Annotated in this window: 28 protein-coding genes and 1 tRNA gene; all 29 read left to right on the top strand. The window is 64.9% G+C overall.

Annotated features, from left to right (window positions below):
- Positions 1–146: 146 nt before the first annotated feature.
- A complete protein-coding gene (locus DMP05_RS09170) occupies positions 147–806 on the top strand; it encodes a tyrosine-type recombinase/integrase (protein WP_123220165.1) in 660 nt (219 codons plus the stop codon).
- Between the two features lie 2 nt (positions 807–808).
- Positions 809–1,084: a hypothetical protein gene (locus DMP05_RS09165; RefSeq protein ID WP_123220164.1), complete on the top strand. Its 276-nt coding sequence runs from the start codon at positions 809–811 to the stop codon at positions 1,082–1,084.
- A gap of 172 nt (positions 1,085–1,256) precedes the next feature.
- Complete coding sequence (locus DMP05_RS09155; RefSeq protein WP_123220162.1) at positions 1,257–1,445, top strand: hypothetical protein; 189 nt, start codon at positions 1,257–1,259, stop codon at positions 1,443–1,445.
- Entirely contained in the window at positions 1,432–1,656 is a 225-nt protein-coding gene (locus tag DMP05_RS09150; protein WP_123220161.1) for a hypothetical protein, read from the top strand. Before DMP05_RS09155 ends, DMP05_RS09150 begins: the two co-directional genes overlap by 14 nt.
- Positions 1,653–2,657 (top strand): HNH endonuclease signature motif containing protein, encoded by a 1,005-nt coding sequence (locus tag DMP05_RS09145; protein WP_123220160.1) that lies wholly within the window; start codon positions 1,653–1,655, stop codon positions 2,655–2,657. Before DMP05_RS09150 ends, DMP05_RS09145 begins: the two co-directional genes overlap by 4 nt.
- Positions 2,658–2,668: 11 nt before the next feature.
- Complete coding sequence (gene dut, locus DMP05_RS09140; RefSeq protein WP_123220159.1) at positions 2,669–3,445, top strand: dUTP diphosphatase; 777 nt, start codon at positions 2,669–2,671, stop codon at positions 3,443–3,445.
- Positions 3,442–3,819, top strand: coding sequence for a hypothetical protein (locus DMP05_RS09135; protein ID WP_123220158.1), 378 nt, complete (start codon positions 3,442–3,444; stop codon positions 3,817–3,819). Before dut ends, DMP05_RS09135 begins: the two co-directional genes overlap by 4 nt.
- On the top strand, positions 3,810–4,256 hold the full coding sequence (locus tag DMP05_RS09130) for a single-stranded DNA-binding protein (protein ID WP_123220157.1): 447 nt from the start codon (positions 3,810–3,812) through the stop codon (positions 4,254–4,256). The genes DMP05_RS09135 and DMP05_RS09130 overlap by 10 nt, the downstream gene beginning before the upstream one ends.
- 114 nt (positions 4,257–4,370) lie before the next feature.
- On the top strand, positions 4,371–4,844 hold the full coding sequence (locus DMP05_RS09125; protein ID WP_123220156.1) for a hypothetical protein: 474 nt from the start codon (positions 4,371–4,373) through the stop codon (positions 4,842–4,844).
- Positions 4,845–5,144: 300 nt separating this feature from the next.
- Positions 5,145–5,300: a hypothetical protein gene (locus DMP05_RS09875; RefSeq protein WP_161957527.1), complete on the top strand. Its 156-nt coding sequence runs from the start codon at positions 5,145–5,147 to the stop codon at positions 5,298–5,300.
- Entirely contained in the window at positions 5,300–5,614 is a 315-nt protein-coding gene (locus tag DMP05_RS09115) for an HNH endonuclease (protein ID WP_123220154.1), read from the top strand. Before DMP05_RS09875 ends, DMP05_RS09115 begins: the two co-directional genes overlap by 1 nt.
- Before the next feature lie 110 nt (positions 5,615–5,724).
- Positions 5,725–6,132, top strand: coding sequence for a helix-turn-helix domain-containing protein (locus DMP05_RS09110; protein WP_123220153.1), 408 nt, complete (start codon positions 5,725–5,727; stop codon positions 6,130–6,132).
- Positions 6,059–7,561 (top strand): hypothetical protein, encoded by a 1,503-nt coding sequence (locus DMP05_RS09870; RefSeq protein WP_161957526.1) that lies wholly within the window; start codon positions 6,059–6,061, stop codon positions 7,559–7,561. The genes DMP05_RS09110 and DMP05_RS09870 overlap by 74 nt, the downstream gene beginning before the upstream one ends.
- On the top strand, positions 7,561–8,982 hold the full coding sequence (locus tag DMP05_RS09865; protein WP_161957525.1) for a phage portal protein: 1,422 nt from the start codon (positions 7,561–7,563) through the stop codon (positions 8,980–8,982). The genes DMP05_RS09870 and DMP05_RS09865 overlap by 1 nt, the downstream gene beginning before the upstream one ends.
- Positions 8,975–10,126, top strand: a complete 1,152-nt coding sequence (locus DMP05_RS09100) for a VG15 protein (protein ID WP_123220151.1) — start codon at positions 8,975–8,977, stop codon at positions 10,124–10,126. The genes DMP05_RS09865 and DMP05_RS09100 overlap by 8 nt, the downstream gene beginning before the upstream one ends.
- Before the next feature lie 155 nt (positions 10,127–10,281).
- Entirely contained in the window at positions 10,282–10,758 is a 477-nt protein-coding gene (locus DMP05_RS10255) for a CdiA C-terminal domain-containing protein (RefSeq protein ID WP_342210435.1), read from the top strand.
- Between the two features lie 71 nt (positions 10,759–10,829).
- A tRNA-Leu gene (locus DMP05_RS09090) sits at positions 10,830–10,916 on the top strand.
- Positions 10,917–10,941: 25 nt separating this feature from the next.
- A complete protein-coding gene (locus tag DMP05_RS09085) occupies positions 10,942–11,319 on the top strand; it encodes a DUF2513 domain-containing protein (protein WP_123220149.1) in 378 nt (125 codons plus the stop codon).
- A 148-nt stretch (positions 11,320–11,467) separates the two neighbouring features.
- Complete coding sequence (locus tag DMP05_RS09080) at positions 11,468–12,016, top strand: hypothetical protein (protein WP_123220148.1); 549 nt, start codon at positions 11,468–11,470, stop codon at positions 12,014–12,016.
- Positions 12,017–12,034: 18 nt separating this feature from the next.
- Positions 12,035–12,880 carry a hypothetical protein gene (locus tag DMP05_RS09075; protein ID WP_123220147.1) on the top strand — a complete coding sequence of 282 codons (846 nt, stop codon included), beginning with the start codon at positions 12,035–12,037 and terminating at the stop codon, positions 12,878–12,880.
- 11 nt (positions 12,881–12,891) lie between these two features.
- Positions 12,892–13,218 carry a hypothetical protein gene (locus tag DMP05_RS09070; RefSeq protein ID WP_123220146.1) on the top strand — a complete coding sequence of 109 codons (327 nt, stop codon included), beginning with the start codon at positions 12,892–12,894 and terminating at the stop codon, positions 13,216–13,218.
- A complete protein-coding gene (locus DMP05_RS09065) occupies positions 13,215–13,616 on the top strand; it encodes a Gp19/Gp15/Gp42 family protein (RefSeq protein ID WP_123220145.1) in 402 nt (133 codons plus the stop codon). Before DMP05_RS09070 ends, DMP05_RS09065 begins: the two co-directional genes overlap by 4 nt.
- Complete coding sequence (locus DMP05_RS09060; RefSeq protein ID WP_123220144.1) at positions 13,609–13,947, top strand: hypothetical protein; 339 nt, start codon at positions 13,609–13,611, stop codon at positions 13,945–13,947. The genes DMP05_RS09065 and DMP05_RS09060 overlap by 8 nt, the downstream gene beginning before the upstream one ends.
- Complete coding sequence (locus DMP05_RS09055) at positions 13,940–14,212, top strand: hypothetical protein (protein ID WP_123220143.1); 273 nt, start codon at positions 13,940–13,942, stop codon at positions 14,210–14,212. The genes DMP05_RS09060 and DMP05_RS09055 overlap by 8 nt, the downstream gene beginning before the upstream one ends.
- Positions 14,213–14,215: 3 nt before the next feature.
- Positions 14,216–14,560: a tail completion protein gp17 gene (gene gp17, locus DMP05_RS09050; protein ID WP_123220142.1), complete on the top strand. Its 345-nt coding sequence runs from the start codon at positions 14,216–14,218 to the stop codon at positions 14,558–14,560.
- Between the two features lie 15 nt (positions 14,561–14,575).
- Entirely contained in the window at positions 14,576–15,154 is a 579-nt protein-coding gene (locus DMP05_RS09045; protein ID WP_123220141.1) for a phage tail tube protein, read from the top strand.
- 64 nt (positions 15,155–15,218) lie between these two features.
- Positions 15,219–15,509: a hypothetical protein gene (locus tag DMP05_RS09040; protein ID WP_123220140.1), complete on the top strand. Its 291-nt coding sequence runs from the start codon at positions 15,219–15,221 to the stop codon at positions 15,507–15,509.
- 38 nt (positions 15,510–15,547) lie between these two features.
- Positions 15,548–15,901, top strand: coding sequence for a DUF5361 domain-containing protein (locus tag DMP05_RS09035; protein ID WP_123220139.1), 354 nt, complete (start codon positions 15,548–15,550; stop codon positions 15,899–15,901).
- Positions 15,902–17,453: tape measure protein (locus DMP05_RS10020; RefSeq protein WP_211326880.1), on the top strand; the 1,552-nt coding region annotated here is incomplete at its 3' end.

Below are 17,453 nucleotides of genomic sequence, written 5' to 3'. Positions count from 1 at the left end.
ATACGGCGAGGGCCGCGCCCCCGGTCCCCGGGGCGCGGCCCTCTTGCTTAAACTGCTCAATTTTTCGTGCTCACGGTGCTCATTTCCCAGTGATCACTCGGACCACTTCTTAGTGAACATCAACAGCGCAAAGCCCCGTCGCGGGCGTGAAGCCGCCGAAGCAGGCGCCGCCCGAGTCGATGGCGCTTTCCGCGGACGAGGTTCGCAGGCTTTCCGCCTGGCTCGAAAGCCACGATGGAGACCCCTGCGCCGACGCCATCTCGCTGTGCCTCGACACCGGCCTTCGCCGAAGCGAGCTGGCCGGCCTGCGGGTGGGCGACTACAACCGCGCATTCGGCCAGATCAAGGTCGCCCGCGTGCTCGTCGAGACCCGCGGCGGCGTGGTCGAGAAGGAGCCGAAGAGCGGCACGTCCAAGCGCTGGGTGCCCGTGCCCGGGACGGCGGGCGAGCGGCTTTCGCGGCACATCGAATCGCAGCGGGAGCGCCTGGCGGAAAACGGGGTCGCGCAAGGCGATTCCACGCCGATGTTCGCGACGGACGGCGGCGCGGCCGTGCGGCCGAGCGATTTGACGGCCGCCTTCAGGGCCGCCGCGGACGCCGCGGGGCTGCCCAAGCGGCACCACCTGCACTCGCTGCGCCACACCTACGCGACCTACCTCCTGTCGACCGGCACGAGCTTCAAGGAGGCCCAGGAGCTTTTGGGGCACGCCAGCGCGACGACAACCCTCAACGTATACGGGCACGTGGTGCCCGGAAGAAAGACAGACGCCGCCGATGCGTACATCAGGTGGCGAGAAGGGAAATGACCATGAAGAAGAAGGAAATGGCGGCGCTGTTCGACGAGCTGGGCAGCGACGAATTCAAGTTGTGGAGCGAGCTGGATGGCTCGGCGATGGATGAAGCGAGCGTTCGAGAGATGCGAATCGCGAAGGCCGCCATATCGACCGCCTTCGCGTACTGCTCCGCCATCGCGGCAGGGCGCGGCCTCGTGTTCGTGGGCGAAAACGGGAAAGTTGACCGAGCCGTGACCCATTGGCTGCTCGCGCGTCAGGCGTTCGCAATGCTCGCGAAGGACTCGGAATGATGGAACGACGGGGGAACGACGGGCACGCCGCGGGCCGTTCCGCGGAGCGCCGGGAATGCCGACGCGAGCAGGGCGGATGCCGCAAGGCCGTCTATGCGTTCGGGCATGGAAAGGTAATGCATGGGAATGAGTGCGGGAAACGCCGCGGAGAACATCGCGGGAGGTGCGCGATATGAGCGGGCTGCTCTGCCTGGCGGTCGCCATCCTCGGCTTCGCCGGCGTGGTCGTGACGGTGTGCGTCATAGACCTCTTCGTGAGGGTGTCGCGCCTCGAAGACCGCGAGATGTATCCGCGCCTGTCGCCGTCGGTCTACGACCTCGACGAGGGAAAGCATGGAAGGAAGAGGAATGGGCATTTCTGAGAAGGTGAGCGAATCGCTCCTGGCGCAGCTCGACAGGCTCGAAGCGGTCGACGCGTCGAACGCCGACGCGCTGAGGATGGAGATATCGCGGGCCAAGGCGGTGCAGGGAATCACGTCGCAGCTCATAGCCAACGGCAACATGACGCTCGAAGCGTGCCGCCTGAAGCTTGAGTACGGCGAAGTGAAGGTGCCGAAGGGGCTTCTGGGATGACGCGCGGGGTTTGGGGCGAGCGCGAAGAGCGGTGGCTTCGCGAGAGGTACGCCTACGAGCACGCGCCGCAGCTCGTCGCCGAGTTCGAGCGGGAATTCGGCAAGAAGGTGAGCAAGGGGGCGCTCTACACCCGCGCGAACAAGCTCGGGCTGCTGAAGATGGCGCGCGACTTGCCGCCCAAGGCGGTGCGGCGAATCACTTGGTGCCGCGAGCCCGAGATGCAGGGGTGGATGGAGCGCAACGACCGCGGCCAATGCGAGACCGAGCTTTCGCGCGAATTCGCCGAGGCGTTCGGCTTCCCGCTGTCGCATCCGCAGATCTCGCTCTGGCGCTCGACGAACGGGAGGACCACGAAGCCGAGCCGCGGCGGTAGGAAGCGCCGCCCTGTCGGCTCCGAGCGCTACGACGAGCGCAAGGGCCACGTCCTGGTCAAGGTCGCGGAAAACCCGACGGCCCCTCAGACGAAGGACAATTGGCGGTTCAAGCACCACGTGGAGTACGAGAAGCATTTCGGCCCCATTCCCGATGGCTGCGACGTGGTGATGGCGAACCGCGACAAGCGGGACTTCCGCCCCGAGAACCTCGTCGCGGTGCCGCATCGGCTCATGTCTCGAATCAACTCGCCCGACAGCCCGCCGTGGGACGACGCCGAATCGCTCCGCGCGTGCGTCGCGTGGTGCGAGCTCGACGCGCGCGTCCATTCGGCGGAGATGGCCACGCCGCGCGAGTGCGGCGTGTGCGGCAAGACGTTCACGCCGCCGCCGAGCGCGATGCAGTCCGCGCACCTGCGGAACATGAAGACGTGCCCCGAGTGCCTCGCGGCGGGGAAGAAGAGCCGCGGCGAATCGAAGCGGGCCGAGCGCCGGACCTGCGAGGTGTGCGGAGAGCCGTACATGGCGCTTCGGAGGTCGCAGCGCCGTTGCCCGAGGTGCATCGAGGAGCTTCGGGGATGCACCGTCGAGTACCACAAAAGATGGCGCGAGCGGCATGGGATTGATTGAGGAGGAAGCGAATGAAGGAAATCGATACCGTATGCGCGGCCGATATGCTGCCCGTACGCGCCCACGAGGCAGATGCGGGAGCAGACCTCAAGGCGGCGCGCGACGTGGCAATCAGGCGGGGCGATACGGCCAAGGTGTCGACGGGTGTGCGCGTGAGCATCCCCGAGGGCTGCTTCGGCCTGCTGGCCGCGCGAAGTTCGCTTTGCGGGCGCGGCCTGATGATGCTCAACGGCGTCGGCATCATCGACAGCGGCTACACGGGAGAGGTGCAGGTGCCGCTCGCGAACATCGGCAATCTGACGCAGCGCGTCGCTGCGGGCGAGCGTATCGCCCAGCTGGTAATCCTGCCGTGCGAGCTGCCGACATTTCGCCGAGTAGATGAATTGGAAGAGACGGAGCGCGGCGAAGGCGGATTCGATTTGATTTCCGGAACCGTTACGGTTGATGGCAACTGGATAGAAACAGGCGTGCGTGAGACGGTCGATATTCATAAATGCGAGCGCTCGGCAATCGTGCCGGTCAAGATTGCCAAGCTTATCGAGCTTGAAGAGGCGGCGTGGGATGCTGGCAAGTGGGGAGACGACGCGGATTACGAGGTAGAGCTCGAGCATACCTTCGCCATCTTCGATTCGGACGCCGTCGACAAGGACGGCAACCCGATCGCAATGCTGCACTGCCATCGCTGCGGAAAAGGCGGTTGGGCCGACGTCGATTCCGTCACCAGGTATTGCCCCGATTGCGGCAGGGTGGTCGCGAATTGCAGAGAATGGCAAGAGGTGGGCGAGTGACGCATTTCAGCAGCTATAAAGTCACCTCCTCGCATCGCGGAAGGTACGACGAGAAGGAGCCGTATTCGCCGCCGCCTGTCGTGACGAGCTATTTCGACCCGGCGACAGGAGAGCCACGAGGCACGCGCGCCGAGCAGCCGCCTAAGCCGAAGAAGAAGCAGATGAAATCCCTTCAGCAGCAACGCCGCGAGGCGAGCGACAGGAACAAGAAGCCCGTGCTGCTCGACGGGGAATTGCAGGAAAGCGTGACCGAGGCGGCGCGGCTCATTGGCACAACCTGCTCGTCGCTCTCGCGCATCCTGCGCAACGGCGGTAGGGAATACAGAGGACATACGGTCGCTTACGCCGTAAAGGAGGAAACAAAATGTCAATAAACAAGGTAATCGTCACGGGAAACCTGACGCGCGACCCGGAGCTCCGCGAAACCGGGGACGGTCTCCAGATACTTTCTTTCGGCGTGGCCGTCAATGACCGCCGCAAGAACCAGCAGACCCAGCAGTGGGAAGACCGCCCGAACTTCGTGGACTGCGTCATGTTCGGCAACCGCGCGGCCAGCGTCGCCCGCTTCTTGTCCAAGGGCGCGAAGGTCGCCATCGAGGGCAAGCTGCGCTGGTCCCAATGGCAGGCGAAGGACGGAAGCGCTCGAAGCAAGCTGACCGTCGCCGTCGACGAAATCGAGTTCTTACAGCGTAAAGAGGACGGCCAGCGCGGCATGAGCGGCGAGACCGCCGCGGCGTATCGGGCGATGGGCGTAGCGCCGAATCAAGTCGCTCCCGCCGCGCCGCTCTACGAGGACGACGTTCCCTTCTGATTAATGGAGGAACTTTGATGCGATGCCCGCCTTTTGAGCGGGCATTTTCGCGTTTGGCGTGCATGTCGGTGTTACGCAGTATAGAATATGTAACACCGACATGAGAGGGGAAGAATGTCAGAGGAATTCGACGCGCTGAAGCGCTCGCGCGCTCGCGCGTATCTGGAAAGCGTCCGCGACCTGCGGTACACGCTTGACGCGCTGCAAGACGAAATCGAGATGGAACGCAAGGCTATGCAGCCGAAGGGCATGCGGTTCGACCGAATTGGCGGCTGCTCATCGGCGTACGCCGACGCCATTCCCGACGGCGTCGCCCGTCTAGAAGCGATGGCCGCGCGATACGTCGACGCGGAGCGCGCGTACATAGAGGCCGCGGATGGCGCGCACGCCGCCATAGCCGCCGCGAAATCGCCGAAGGGCGCGTCAATCCTGCTTCGGCGCTACCTGCTCGGCAAGCAATGGTGCGAGGTCGCCGCCGACGTGGGATGCAGCAAGTCGACGGCGCAGAGGCTCCACGACGAGGCGCTGCTCGACGTATACGACGCGATGCCGTTCGAGTGGCGCATCCCTCGCCAGCCCGCCATTTAATTCCGATAATGAGGCGAAATGACGCGCCGTGACGCGAAATGAGGCGTTTTGGGGCGCCATGACGCGCGCTAGGCATGCCATAGTGTCAAATGCGAAAGCCGTCCGAAAGAGGTCGGCTTTTTTCATTCTCCGCCGCCGCGTCTTTCTCTTCTCCTCTGCGCGGCGGCGACGCACGACGATCATCTACGGAGGCGGAATGACCCTTCTTGAGCTAGGCCGAATTGCGGCCAAGTACGAGACGGAGATGGCGCACGCCATGCTCTTCGCCGTCGCCGTGGCGAAATGCTACGAAGGTGGCAAATGGATAAAGGATATTGCCTGATGTGCGGCAACCTGCGCGACGTCTACGGCGGCGTGTGCAGGCAGTGCCAGGAGGACGCCCGCGTGACGCGCAACGCCGCGAGGCTTGAGCAAGACGCCCGGGCGCGCGCCAAGGAGCGGAAGGGCTCCCGCTGATGGCGACGAAGTCGCGCTACACGAACGGCCACGCGCGGCGCAAGGTCCGCGCCTGGCTCAAGGCGCAGGGCAGGCCGTGCTGGCTTTGCGGCCGGCCGATAGACTACTCGCTCCCGGCCGGCCATCCGATGAGCTTCGAGGTCGACGAGATAAGGCCGGCGTCGCGGGGCGGCTCGGTAGTCGACCCCGCGAACGTCGCGCCGGCGCATCGCATATGCAACGAGCGGCGCGGCAACAAGAGCGTCGCCGACATGAAGGCGGCGGCGGGGCCGCGCCCCCGCGACGTAGGATGCAAAACAAGCAGACGCTGGTGACCTGGGGGTATGCCCCTCCCACCCGTCATAGGGCGCGCCCGCGGGCATTGCGCCTTTTTTTCTCACCAAGTTCCAGCTTACCCAGCTCCAGAAGGAAGGGGGCGCACGCGATGGGGAAAGTCAGGAAGCTGAGCGACTCCGAGCGCAAGGCGATCGTCGCGATGTTTCCCCAGCTCGGAGTGACGGAAACGGCCCGCCGCGCCGGATGCTCCAAGTCGACCGTGCAGCGCGTCTGGTCGACCGACGGGCCGGGCGGGGAGGATACCCAGAAAACTTACCCAGGCGCGCTCTCGGCGCGGCAGCCCGAGACGACCGCGGAGCGGCTCACAGAGCTGCGCGGGATACTACGCGCCGCGCTCAACGACGCGCCGCCGCAGGCGGTCGCGGGGCTGTCCCGCGAGTACCGCGCGACCATCGAGGAGCTAGACAGATTGGAGGGCGGAAATGGAGGCGACCCCGTCGACAGCGCCCTCGACTCGATCGCGGCCAGAATCGCGGCGAAGATGCCTGCCCCGTAGGCACGTCTCGTCGCCGCGTGGCCGCGCCGACCTCCTCGACGAGGTCGTCGACTTCGCGAAGCTCATCGGATACGGGGTCGGCGATTGGCAGGAGACGCCGCTGCGCGACTGGTCGCGGCTGGACTCCCGCGGCAAATGGGTGCACCGCCGATGCGGGCTGTCCGTGCCGCGCCAGGCGGGCAAGTCGCACGACGCGATCATATGGGCCGCGTTCCTCGTGCTCGAAATGGGCTATTCGGTCCTTTGGACGGACCACAACTACTCGACCACGTGCGAGATGCTCGCGCGGTTCCGCAAGATTTTCGGGAAGCGCGTGGGCGACCCCGACGCGCACCGCGCGATAAACAGGCGCGTCTCCGACGCGAAATCGAAGACCGCGCAGGAGAGCTACGAGTTCGCCAACGGCGGCGTGCTCTGCTTCTCGACGCGAACCGACTCCGCGTCGCTCGGCTACAGCTTCGACGTGATCATCTACGACGAGGCGCAGCTCCTGACCAAATCGCAGGCGCAGACGTTGAACCCGACCACGACGCACGCGCCGCACAAGAACTCGCAGCTCGTCTACGTCGGCACGCCGACGCGAGCGGGCTGCGCCGCCGACCGTTTCAAGGAGCTTCGCGAGGAGGCGTGGGGCGACGAGCCGGGCGACGACATGTGCTGGCTCGAATACGGCGTCGACGAGGTCGGCGACCCGCTCGACGAGTCGCGGTGGTACCTGGCGAACCCGTCTCTCGCGGAAGGCCTCGTCGAGGTCGAGGACGTGCGCACCGGCGTCATGGGAATGAAGGGCGACGACCTCGCCATCGCCCAGGAGTACCTCGGCTATTGGCTCCCGCCGAGCGCGCAGACGGAAAGCCCGCTCATCGGCGAAGACCTGTGGCGCTCGACGCTCATCCCGCCCGAGGCGGTGCCCGCCAGGTTCTCGAAGCTCGCGTACGGCGTGAAGTTCAGCTCCGACGGCGGATCGGTCGCGCTCGCGGTCGCCGCGTCGGACGGTACGGCCGCCCATATCGAGCTCCCGTTCTGCGAGCCGACCGCCCGCGGGACGAAGTGGCTCGTCAACTGGCTCGCCGTGCGGGCGAACCAGGCGTGCTCCGTCGTCGTGGACGGCAAGAGCGGCGCCGGCTCGCTCTGCGACAGGCTGCAAGAGCTCGGAACGCCGAAGGGCTACGTCATAAGGCCGACGACCGACCAGGCCATCACCGCCGCGAACCTCATTTTCGAAGCCGCCGGCGACGGCGGGATAACGCACATCGAATGCCCCGCGCTCGACCTCTCCGCCGCGACGGCGACCCGCCGCGAGATAGGCAAGGGCGGCGGATGGGGCTTCGGCGGCGACAACTCGACGCCCATCGAGGCGGCCGGGCTCGCTCTGCTCGGGCTCGCAACATCCAAGAGAAACCCGAAGAGGAAGGCGAGAGTAACCTGATGGCAATCTCAATCCCCTATGCCGTCGCGTCCGCCGAAGGGCTTTCGGCGGAGCACCGCGAGACGGTGCTCGAACTGCTCAACAACTGGCAGTCGCACTACTCCGGCAACGTCGTGCGCTCGCAATACTACGAGGCCCGGAACATGCTCAAGGATTTGGGCATCGCCGTTCCGGATTCGCTGCAGGGCCTCGAAGTGGCCTGCGGCTGGGGATACAAATGCGTCGAGGTGATGCGCGACCACGTGTCTTTCGACGGGTTCACGTCCCCCGGGGACCACGACGCGGAGAAGCTCCTGAAGCAGGTCGCGCGCCGCAACTTCATGCCGACGCGCGTCGGGAAGGCCGTCAACTCGGCGCTCAAATACTGCTTCAGCATGTGGGTGGTCACTTCCGACGAGGAGGGCCACGCGCGCATATCGGCGTACCCTCCAACGCTTTGCACCGGCATTTGGGACGATGTCGGCGAATGCCTGTCGGCCGGCATGTGGGTCGTCTCGTTCGCGAAGGAGCGCGGCCGAAAGACGAATCGGCCCGATTGGGTCGACGTCATGCTCGACGACTGCCTCATCAGGCTCCGCGCCGACGGGGACGGCAGATGGTCCGCCGAGTACGTCGAGCACGGCCTCGGCATCGTGCCTATGTTCGTGATGCCGTACAACCCGGACGACGACCGGCCGTTCGGCGTGTCGCGCATAAACTCCGAGGTGCGCTGGCTCATAGACTGCGCCATGCGCGCGAGCGTGAACGAGGAGGTCGCCGCCGCCTTCGCCGCGTCGACGCAGAAATACCTGCTCGGCACCGACGGGGACGCCTTCGAGGACAAGACGAAATGGAGCGCGTTCATCGGCTCCATCTTCGAGGTCTCGATAAACAGCGAGGGGCAGATTCCCCAATTCGGCCAGCTCACGCAGCCGAGCATGCAGCCCATGACGGAGCATTTCTCGAACCTCTGCAAGCGCATGAGCGCCGCGACCGGCATCCACGCCGGCCAATTCGGAATCGTCGGGGACAACCCGAGCAGCGCCGACGCCATCTACCTGGAGAACTCGCCGCTCATCCTCAAATGCAAGACCTTCATCAAGGAGGCGAAGGCCGCGCTCTCCCGCGTGGCGATCGCGGCCGCCGCGACCGAGCTCGGGAAGAGCTACGCCGAGGCCGAAGAGGCCTGCGACGTGTCGGTCAACTTCCTCAACCCCGCGATGCCGACGCTCGCGCAGCAGACCGACAGCTCCATCAAGCTCGCGTCCGCCGTGGACGGCTTCGCCGGCACGCCGACGTTCTGGCGCCTGAACGGCCTGGACGACGACGAGGTGAGGAACGTCATGTCGGAGATAAGGCGCAACGTCACGCGCTCCGCCGCGTTCGACCTGATTTCCGGCGCTTCCCAAGATCAGGCGAAGACGGCGGCATCGGATGATTAGCTCGGCCGAGTTCGCGGCGTACAACCGCGCGGTCGCGCGAATCGGCGACAAGGCCGCGTCCGACGTCGAGGCATCCGTGCTCGCCTGGTGCCGCGCCAACGCCTCGGCGAGCGTGGCCGAGAAGCGCGAGGCCGCCAAGCTCATCATGGATGGGTACATCCAGGGGTACGACGACATCGCCGCGGAGTTCGCCGCCGAGTGGTACGACCACCGCGCGCAGAAGAGCGGCGTCGCGCTCGATCAGGCAATAACCATGACGACGTACAAGCCGGAATCCGTCGACGACGTAGCGCGGTACCAGGCGAAGAAGCTCGCTAAGGGCGGCGACGCCGAATTCGCGAAGGCGTGCGGGGAGTACGCCAGGAACGACGCCTTCCGCAGCCTGAACGAGACGATCATCGCGAACGTCGGCCGCGACAAGGACAGGGGCGCGAGATTCGCCCGCGTCCCGACGGGCTTCGAGACCTGCACGTTCTGCCTGATGCTCGCGAGCCGCGGCGCAGTCTACCACACGAGGAAATCCGCGGGCGAGTGGAAGCACTTCCACCGCGGATGCGACTGCAAGGTTGTTCCGAGCTTCGAGGACGACCCCTACGCCGAGGTGGTCGAGGGGGTCAAGCCGCGCGAGCTGCAAGAGCGGTACAAGGTGTTTAAGCAAATAGACTTGATGAAGACTCTGGATGATTCGAATAAAAAGGAACTCAAAGAAAGAGCGTTAAAGGTCGATGTTGGTTCGATTGCTGGGAAGAAGCTCGGGTCAGTCAAATACGTTAAACAACGAGATTTGCTTGAGGAACACGAGAAAGCGGGGATAGACTACCTTCTGCTGAATGGCTTCGATGTCGAGACCATAGTCGAAGATCCAGACGCTTCTGCAAACCTGGACATATCTATGAATGACGAGCTCTGGGAAATGAAAAATCTTACAAATTGCGCTAGCTCGGTCAGCAACCAAGTAAAAAGAGCGCGAATTAAATGGTTCAAACTCGGGCTCTCATCGCCATCTAGGTGCGTGTTCACCAATGAAGGCAATAGAGACGGATTCGGCGAAACGTGCGCGGCTCTCGAAAAGAGAAGGCGACACGGCGAGGTGTTCCTTGTTGTTTCGGGCAGTGGGGTTATTCATGTTTTGAAGGACAAATAAAACTGCGGCCGTGTCCCGATTCGAAGGTCGGGGCGTACCGCAGCTTTATGAGTAAATTTACTTGAATAAAGTTTACCATAAGTGAAGATTGTCGGAAAGAGGTAGCTCCGGGTTAGCTATATGGCTCAATAGAGACTATCTATAAATAAAAAAAGATGGTTCCAACACCAGACCGAGCCCGGAGCGGAGCCATCAAGCAATTGCATTTTATCACATCGGGGCGTGGCGGAACAGGCAGACGCGCCAGTTTCAGAGGCTGGTGGGAGCAAGTCCGTGCCGTTGTCCCAATGCCAAAAGAGGTCATGGAGGCCTATTGGCTGTCTCAACTAGGGATGCCTATTGAATTTCGCTGTGACTTTAAGCATATCAAAACCGACGGAAACACTTCCGATATCAAAGTTGGAGGGGTTACGTGCGATATGAAGCAGATTAAAAGCGCGAGCGTTAAGAAAATGAAGCGAAGGATTACTGAAAAGATACCGAGACAGGGGCCTGTATTCATGGTTGACATCAGCGAATCCCCGATGACGTTCAATGCCGCCGAAGCGGCGTTGTCTCAATTGCTCGATGACCCCTGTATCGAGAGAATCTATCTTACGAATGGTAAGAGAATAGAGGAGTTGAAAAAATAAGCACCCATTGGGCTACTCTGGCTCAGGTCGCCTGGGCTCCCTCTGGGTGCAAAGTAATTGTATCACAGCATCGGGGCGTGGCGGAACAGGCAGACGCACCAGTTTCAGAGGCTGGCGGGCGCAAGCCCTTGCGGGTTCGAATCCCGCCGCCCCGACCACACTCAATCATAGGAGGTATACCGAATGAAGCGTGACCTCGATCTCGTTCGCTCAATCCTCATGTACGTGGAGAACGCCGACGACGAGGTCGACGCGGACGACATGGCGACGGAGCGCTGGCCGATTGAGACGGTCGCGTACCACGTGAGGCTCATGGCCCACCACGGGCTTGTCGACGTGTCGCGGGACGCCAGGGACATGAACGGCAACACAATCGAGCTAACCGTGGCCGGCATCACTTGGGACGGCCAGGACTACCTCGACTCCATCAGGGAACCGAAGGTCTGGGGCAGGGTCAAGAAGACCCTCGCGGGCACGGTCGGGTCCACCACGCTGGACGTCGTGCGGCAGACGGCCTCCATGGTCGCTCTCGCCATGGTCAGGGAAGGCCTCGGCATATAGGCAAACGCAATAAAGCAATAACGCGATAAAGGCCCCATTCGGGGTCTTCGTTGATTCAAGCCATCCGCACGGGTGGCTTTTTTCATACACGGAAATGCCCCGCACGGGGCGAGACGAGGCGCCGCACGGCGCCGGACAGGAGGAAAGCATGGAGAACGCAGACCAGGACCCGGCAGGACAGCAGGCGCAGGCAGACCCGCAGCAGGCGGCGACCGACCCGCAGCAGGCCCATGGCGGCTCCGAGGGCAAGGACTACAAGGCCCTCTACGAGGACGCCGTCAAGGAGTCCCGCAAATGGGAGAAGCGCTCGAAGGACAACCTCGAGCAGCTCAACGCCCTGAAGCAGTCCCAGGGGAAGCCCGACCCGACCATCGAAGAGCGCCTCGCCGCGCTCGAGAAGGAGAACGGCGACCTCAAGGCGGCGTCGGCGCGCGCGAAGCTCGTCGATTCCGTGGCGAAGGCGACCGGGCTCGACCGCGCGATCGTCGCGACCCTGAGCGGAGCCGACGAGGAGTCGCTCACCGAGCAGGCCGAGGCGATCGCGGCCATCGCGAAGCCGCAGGGCGGCGCACCGCGCGTGCCCGAGGCCGGCCAGAAGCAGAAGCCAGGCAAGCCCTCCAAGAAGGACATCCTCGGAATCGAGGACAAGAAAGAACGCATGGCCGCCATCGCGGCCAACATCGACCTCTTCAAGTAAGGGGAGAAAGGGGCCAGAATGCCCGACATCAAGACCCTCGCAGCAGCACGCAACGTCGACCTCGTCGACACCTTCACCAAGTCCATCGCCAAGCTCGCGAAGATGCTCTCCGCCTGCGACCCAATCAAGGCGAACGTCGGCGAGACGCTGCACCAGAAGAAGATCACCGGCAAGCTCTCCGAGACCTCCTACGTCGAGGGGCAGGAGATCCCGGAGTCTAAGTACACCTGGGCCGACGTGGCGACCTACGAGGTCGCGATCAAGCCCTACCGCAAGAAGACCACCTTGCAGGAGATCAAGAAGCGCGGCTACGAGGCCGCCGTCGACGCGACCGATTCCGCGATGATCTCCGACATCCAGCGAGGCATCAAGAAGGACTTCGTCAACGTGCTCGCCGGCGAAGGCACCACCGCCGTCACCGGCAAGAACCTCGTCGCCACCGCCGCGAACGCGTGGGCCGCGCTCGACAACCTCGTCGAGGACTACTCCTTCGGCGACGTCGACGTCATCTACTTCGTGAACCCCGTCGACTTCGCGAAGCAGATCGCCGACTCCGAGGTCTTCTCCGCCTTCGGCATCTCCTACATCGAGAATTGGGCGGGCCTCGGCACGCTCGTGTCCACCGGCTCCGTCGCCGCCGGCACGATCTACGCCACCGTGAAGAACAACATCAAGGTCTACACCGCGAGCACCGAGGGCGACGACCTCTTCGGCTTCTACACCGACGAGTCCGGCTACATCGCCATCAACCATTCCAGCGAGCTGAAGAGCCTCGCATACGACACCGTCGCGTACACCGGCATCACCTTCTTCGCCGAGTACATCGACATGGTCGTGAAGGGAACCATCGCAGCAACCGTGTAAAAGGAGAGCAAATGATCGCAACCGTGACATACCCGTACCGAGACCGCGAGACGTACGAGATCCACCGCACCGGCGACGAGGTCGAGCTGACCCACGAGCGCTTCGCCGAGCTGTCCGCCGCAGGCTACGTCGACGCCGCCGAGCAGGCCGCCGAGCCCGAGCCTGAAGAGCCGGAGAAAGCCGAAGCGGACGAAGCCGACGAAGGGGCGCCCAAGGAAGCGAAGGACGTCCACGAGATGACGGCGGCGGAGATGCGCGCCGAAATCGAATCGATGGGCGGCTTCGCGCCGAAGAAGGCGACGAAGGCGCAGCTCGCCGAGCTTTTGGAGCAGCTGTGAGCGAGGGATTCGCGACCCTCGCGGACTACGAGATGAGGTATGGCGCGGTCGCCGACGGCGACGGGGACAAGGTCTCCGCGCTCCTGTCGGACGCGTGCGACATGCTGCTCGCGGCATACGAGTCGCGATGGGGCGAATACAGGCAGGGCGAGCACGGCGTATTCGACCGCGCCGCCTGCGCCGTGGCGTGCTCCATCGTCTCGCGGGCCGCGAACGTGCCGCTCGGCCTTGCCGGCGCCTCGCAGTACAGCCAGACCGCCGGCAGCTACAACGCGTCGGTCACGTTCGCCAACCCGACCGCCGAACTGTGGGTCGGCAAGGCCGACCTGAAGCGGCTGGGGCTGGCCGGGTGCCGAATCGGCAGCATCGACGCGATGACGGGGGCGGACCGTGCTTAATCTCATCCCGGACGAGGAGGTCGCCGTGATCCGCGATTCCGCGAGGCTCGACGACCTCGGCGAGCCAATCGACTCGCGGCCGTCCCGCGAGGCCGTGCGCTGCGTGGTGTGCCCCGGCCCCACCTCCGACTTGGGGGCGGCGCGGCCCAACGGCGCGAGAATCGCGTACACGCTGCATTTCCCGAAGACGTACAGGGGCGACCTTCGCGGCTGCTCGGTCGAGGTGCGCGGAGAGGCGTTCGACGTGGTCGGCGACCCGATGCGCACGACCGAGGCGGCGACGCCGGGCGCATGGAACATGGCCGTCGAGGTGGCGAGGGCGGATGGGTAGGTTCAAGGCGGACCGCGCGGGATACGCCGCGCTCATGAACTCGGCCCCCGTGCAATCCATGGTCGAGCGCAAGGCGCAGGCCGTGAAGGCCGCCGCGGACGCCGCGCTCTCGGAAGGCGGCTACGACTTCGAGGGCCACGAGGTGAAGGATTTCGACGGCGTCCTCGCGAGGGGGCGCGTCGTGCGCACGAAGACAGACCAGGCGCGCTACAGCGAGGCGAAGCGCAAGACGCTCTCGCGCGCGCTCGATTCGGCGAGGGGGTAGCGAATGGACGTTGAGGCGACGGTCGCGCGCAGGCTCGCGCAGACAACAGGAGCGCCCGCATACGTCGAGGTGCCGGGCGATATGCCCGACTCGTTCATCAGCGTCGAGCAGATCGGCGGCGGAGGCTCGATGTTCGAGCCGTGCAGGCTCGCCGTCGACTGCTGGGCGAAGAAGAAGGAGCGCAAGAAGGCCCGCGCGCTCGCCGAATCGGTGGCCGCGGCTGTGGCCGACCTCGACGAGGAGGCCAACTTCTTCCATCCGGAAGTGACGAATCTCTATCGCCAGAACGACCCGGACACGGGCCGCTCGCGGTACATCGTGCAGATCCAGATATGGGTCTGCGAATAGCAGAAAGGAAACAGCATGGCAGAAGCCAATGGCAACAACCAGGCGAACGTCAGCTCCGCGAAGGGCGTGAAGGGCGGCTATATCTTCTCCGCGCCCGAGGGGACGGCGCTCCCGACCGACATCAAGACGCCCCTCGACCCGGCATTCAAGTGCCTCGGCTTCATCAGCGAGGACGGCTACGTCGAGACCGTGGACGAGGACTCCGACGACATCCCCGACATGAACGGCGACATCATGGACTCGACCAACTCCAACCGAGTCGAGTCCGCGCAATTCACGCTCGCCGAGATCAAGGCCGAGACGCTCAAGCGCCAATACGGCGAGAAGAACGTGACCGACGCGAACGGCGTCATCACGGTCAAGCACAACTCGAACTCGCACGACATCTTCAGCTACGTGCTCGAGCTCGTGCTGAAGAACAACCGCCGCTGGCGCAAGGTCATCCCCGCCGGCAAGTCCGCGGAGCTCGACGACCTCAACATCTCCAGCTCCGAGCTTTGCCAGCGACCGCTGACGATGAAGTACCTGACCGACAAGGACGGCAACACCTGCTACGACTACTTCGAGTCGACCGAGACCACGGCGACCGCATAGCCGCAGAGGGGCAACAGCTTTTGGCGGGGCCGAGCGCCCCGCCTTTTTTCGCATGGAGGAAAGAATGGAAAAGAAGAAGCACGAAGTCGCGAAGGTCGAGTTCCGCGGCCAGGAATTCGACATCGACAAGACCGCCTTCGCGTCGCTGAAGGTGCAGACCGCGCTCAATCTCGGCGACAAGGACCCGCGCGCCGCGAACGAGGCGATGAACCTCATCTGCTGCGGGCGAGTGGTGGAGTACATCGGCCGCATCCCCGACGAGGGCGGCGCCCTTCCCGACGAGCTCGGATGCTCCGCCGAGGACTGGCAGGCCTTCACGGCCGCGATAGGCGAGGCGGTGGCGGCAAAAAACTGACGTCCTTCGCGCGCGACTGGCTCGACAACCGCGCCGACGTGGTCGCCGACTTCCGCCAATACTACGGAATCGACCTCCCAATCGAGCCGACCGACGACGACTGCTCGCGGTGGTCCCTGCTCTGGTACGCGCTGCCGCGCGAATCGCGCACTGCGCGCCGCCAGACGCCGGAGCTTCGGTGGAGCGAGGGGGAGTACATGCTCGCGATGGCGGTGCACGCGCTAGAGGTCATCGCATGGCAGAGGACGAAGGACGGCCAGCGCGGGCGCAACAAGCCGCATCCGCTGAAGACGCCCGCGGAGCGCGCGGAGGCGCAGCAGCACCGCGACAACGCGCTCGCGGCGCGCGAAGACATAGACGGCATTCTCGGAATGCACGAAGGAGGTGCGTAAATGGGGGCAGTCAACGTCGGCAGCGCGTCGGTCACGATCATGCCGACCATGAACGGCTTCGCCGGCAAGCTCAACAAGCAGCTCGGCAGCGCCGGCACGTCCGGCGGCTCGGCCTTCTCGAAGGCCTTCGGCGGGAAGGCCGTTGGCGCGGCGGGAGGAATCGTCTCGAAATTCAAGAGCGCCGGCACCTCCGCCGGCGCGCAGATGGGAACGGCGGCCGGCGCGGCGCTGAGCGCGAAGGGCGCCGCAATCGCGGGCGTCGCGGGCGGCATCGCCTCGGCGGCCGCGCAGAAAATCACGGCCGCGCTCTCTTCTCTGACAGGCGAGATAACGAACGCTTCCGACTCGGCGCAGAAATTCGCCAGCACGCTCGGGTTCGGCGGCGTGGACACCTCGACCATCGACGCCCTGACGGCCTCGACGCAGGACTATGCCGACAAGACCATTTACGACCTGGGCGACATCCGCAACACGACCGCGCAGCTGGCCGCCAACGGCGTGTCCGACTACGCGCAGCTGTCGGAGGCGGCGGGCAACCTCAACGCCGTGGCCGGCGGCAACGCGGCGACCTTCAAGAGCGTCGGCATGGTCCTGACGCAGACGGCGGGCGCCGGGAAGCTCACCACGGAGAACTGGAACCAGCTCGCCGACGCCATCCCCGGCGCGTCGGGCAAGCTCCAGGAGGCCATGAAGGCCAACGGCGCGTACACCGGCAACTTCCGCGACGCCATGGAGAAGGGCGAGATATCCGCCGAGGAATTCAACCAGGCGATCATGCAGCTCGGCATGACCGACGTCGCCAAGGCGGCGGCGACCTCGACGGCGACATTCGAGGGCGCGATGGGCAACCTGGAGGCATCGGCCGTCACGGCCGGCGCGAAGGTCCTCGACGCGTTCAAGCCGCTCCTCACCGGCGGCATGGCCTCGGCTGGAGAGGCAATCGACAGCATCGGCGATTCGGTCGCCGATTTCCTCTCGAAATGCCAGGACAACGGCGCGATACAGGCGCTCTCGGACGACGTGTCGCTCCTCGGCGGCGCGGCGCTCGACGCGATTGGCGCGGTAGGAAGCCTCGTTGGCGCGGTGCTCGGCATCGAGCCCGGGGCCGACGGCGCGGCCGACGCGGCGGATTCGTTCAAGGGCGCGCTCGATGCGGCGCATCCCGCGATCCAGGGAGTCGCCGACGCGGCGTCATGGCTCAGGGACGACGCGGCGAAGGCCGCGCCCGCGGTGCGGGCGCTCGCGGCCGGGTTCGTGCTCATGAAGGCGGCGTCGGCCGTCGCGGGCGCCGTGAAGTCGCTCTCCGGCACGCTGACCGCCGTCTCGACGCTCTCGACCTTCGCAGCCGGCGGCCTGACCGCCATGGCGGGCGGCGAGACCGCCGCGGGAACGGCGGCGAGCCTGTCCGCCGGGCAGGTGCTCGCGCTCGGGGCGGCGGTGCTCATGGTCGGGGCGGGAGTGGCGCTCGCGGCGGCGGGCATCCTCCTTCTGGCGACGGGCTGGCTCTTAGACACATCTGACGCTGCCGACGAGCTTACGCGTGTAGACCTCG

The sequence above is a fragment of the Slackia isoflavoniconvertens genome (assembly GCF_003725955.1).
Taxonomy (GTDB): Bacteria; Actinomycetota; Coriobacteriia; order Coriobacteriales; family Eggerthellaceae; genus Slackia; species Slackia isoflavoniconvertens.
Note: the sequence above shows the minus strand (reverse complement) of the source record. Positions and strands in the feature narration are given on the sequence as shown.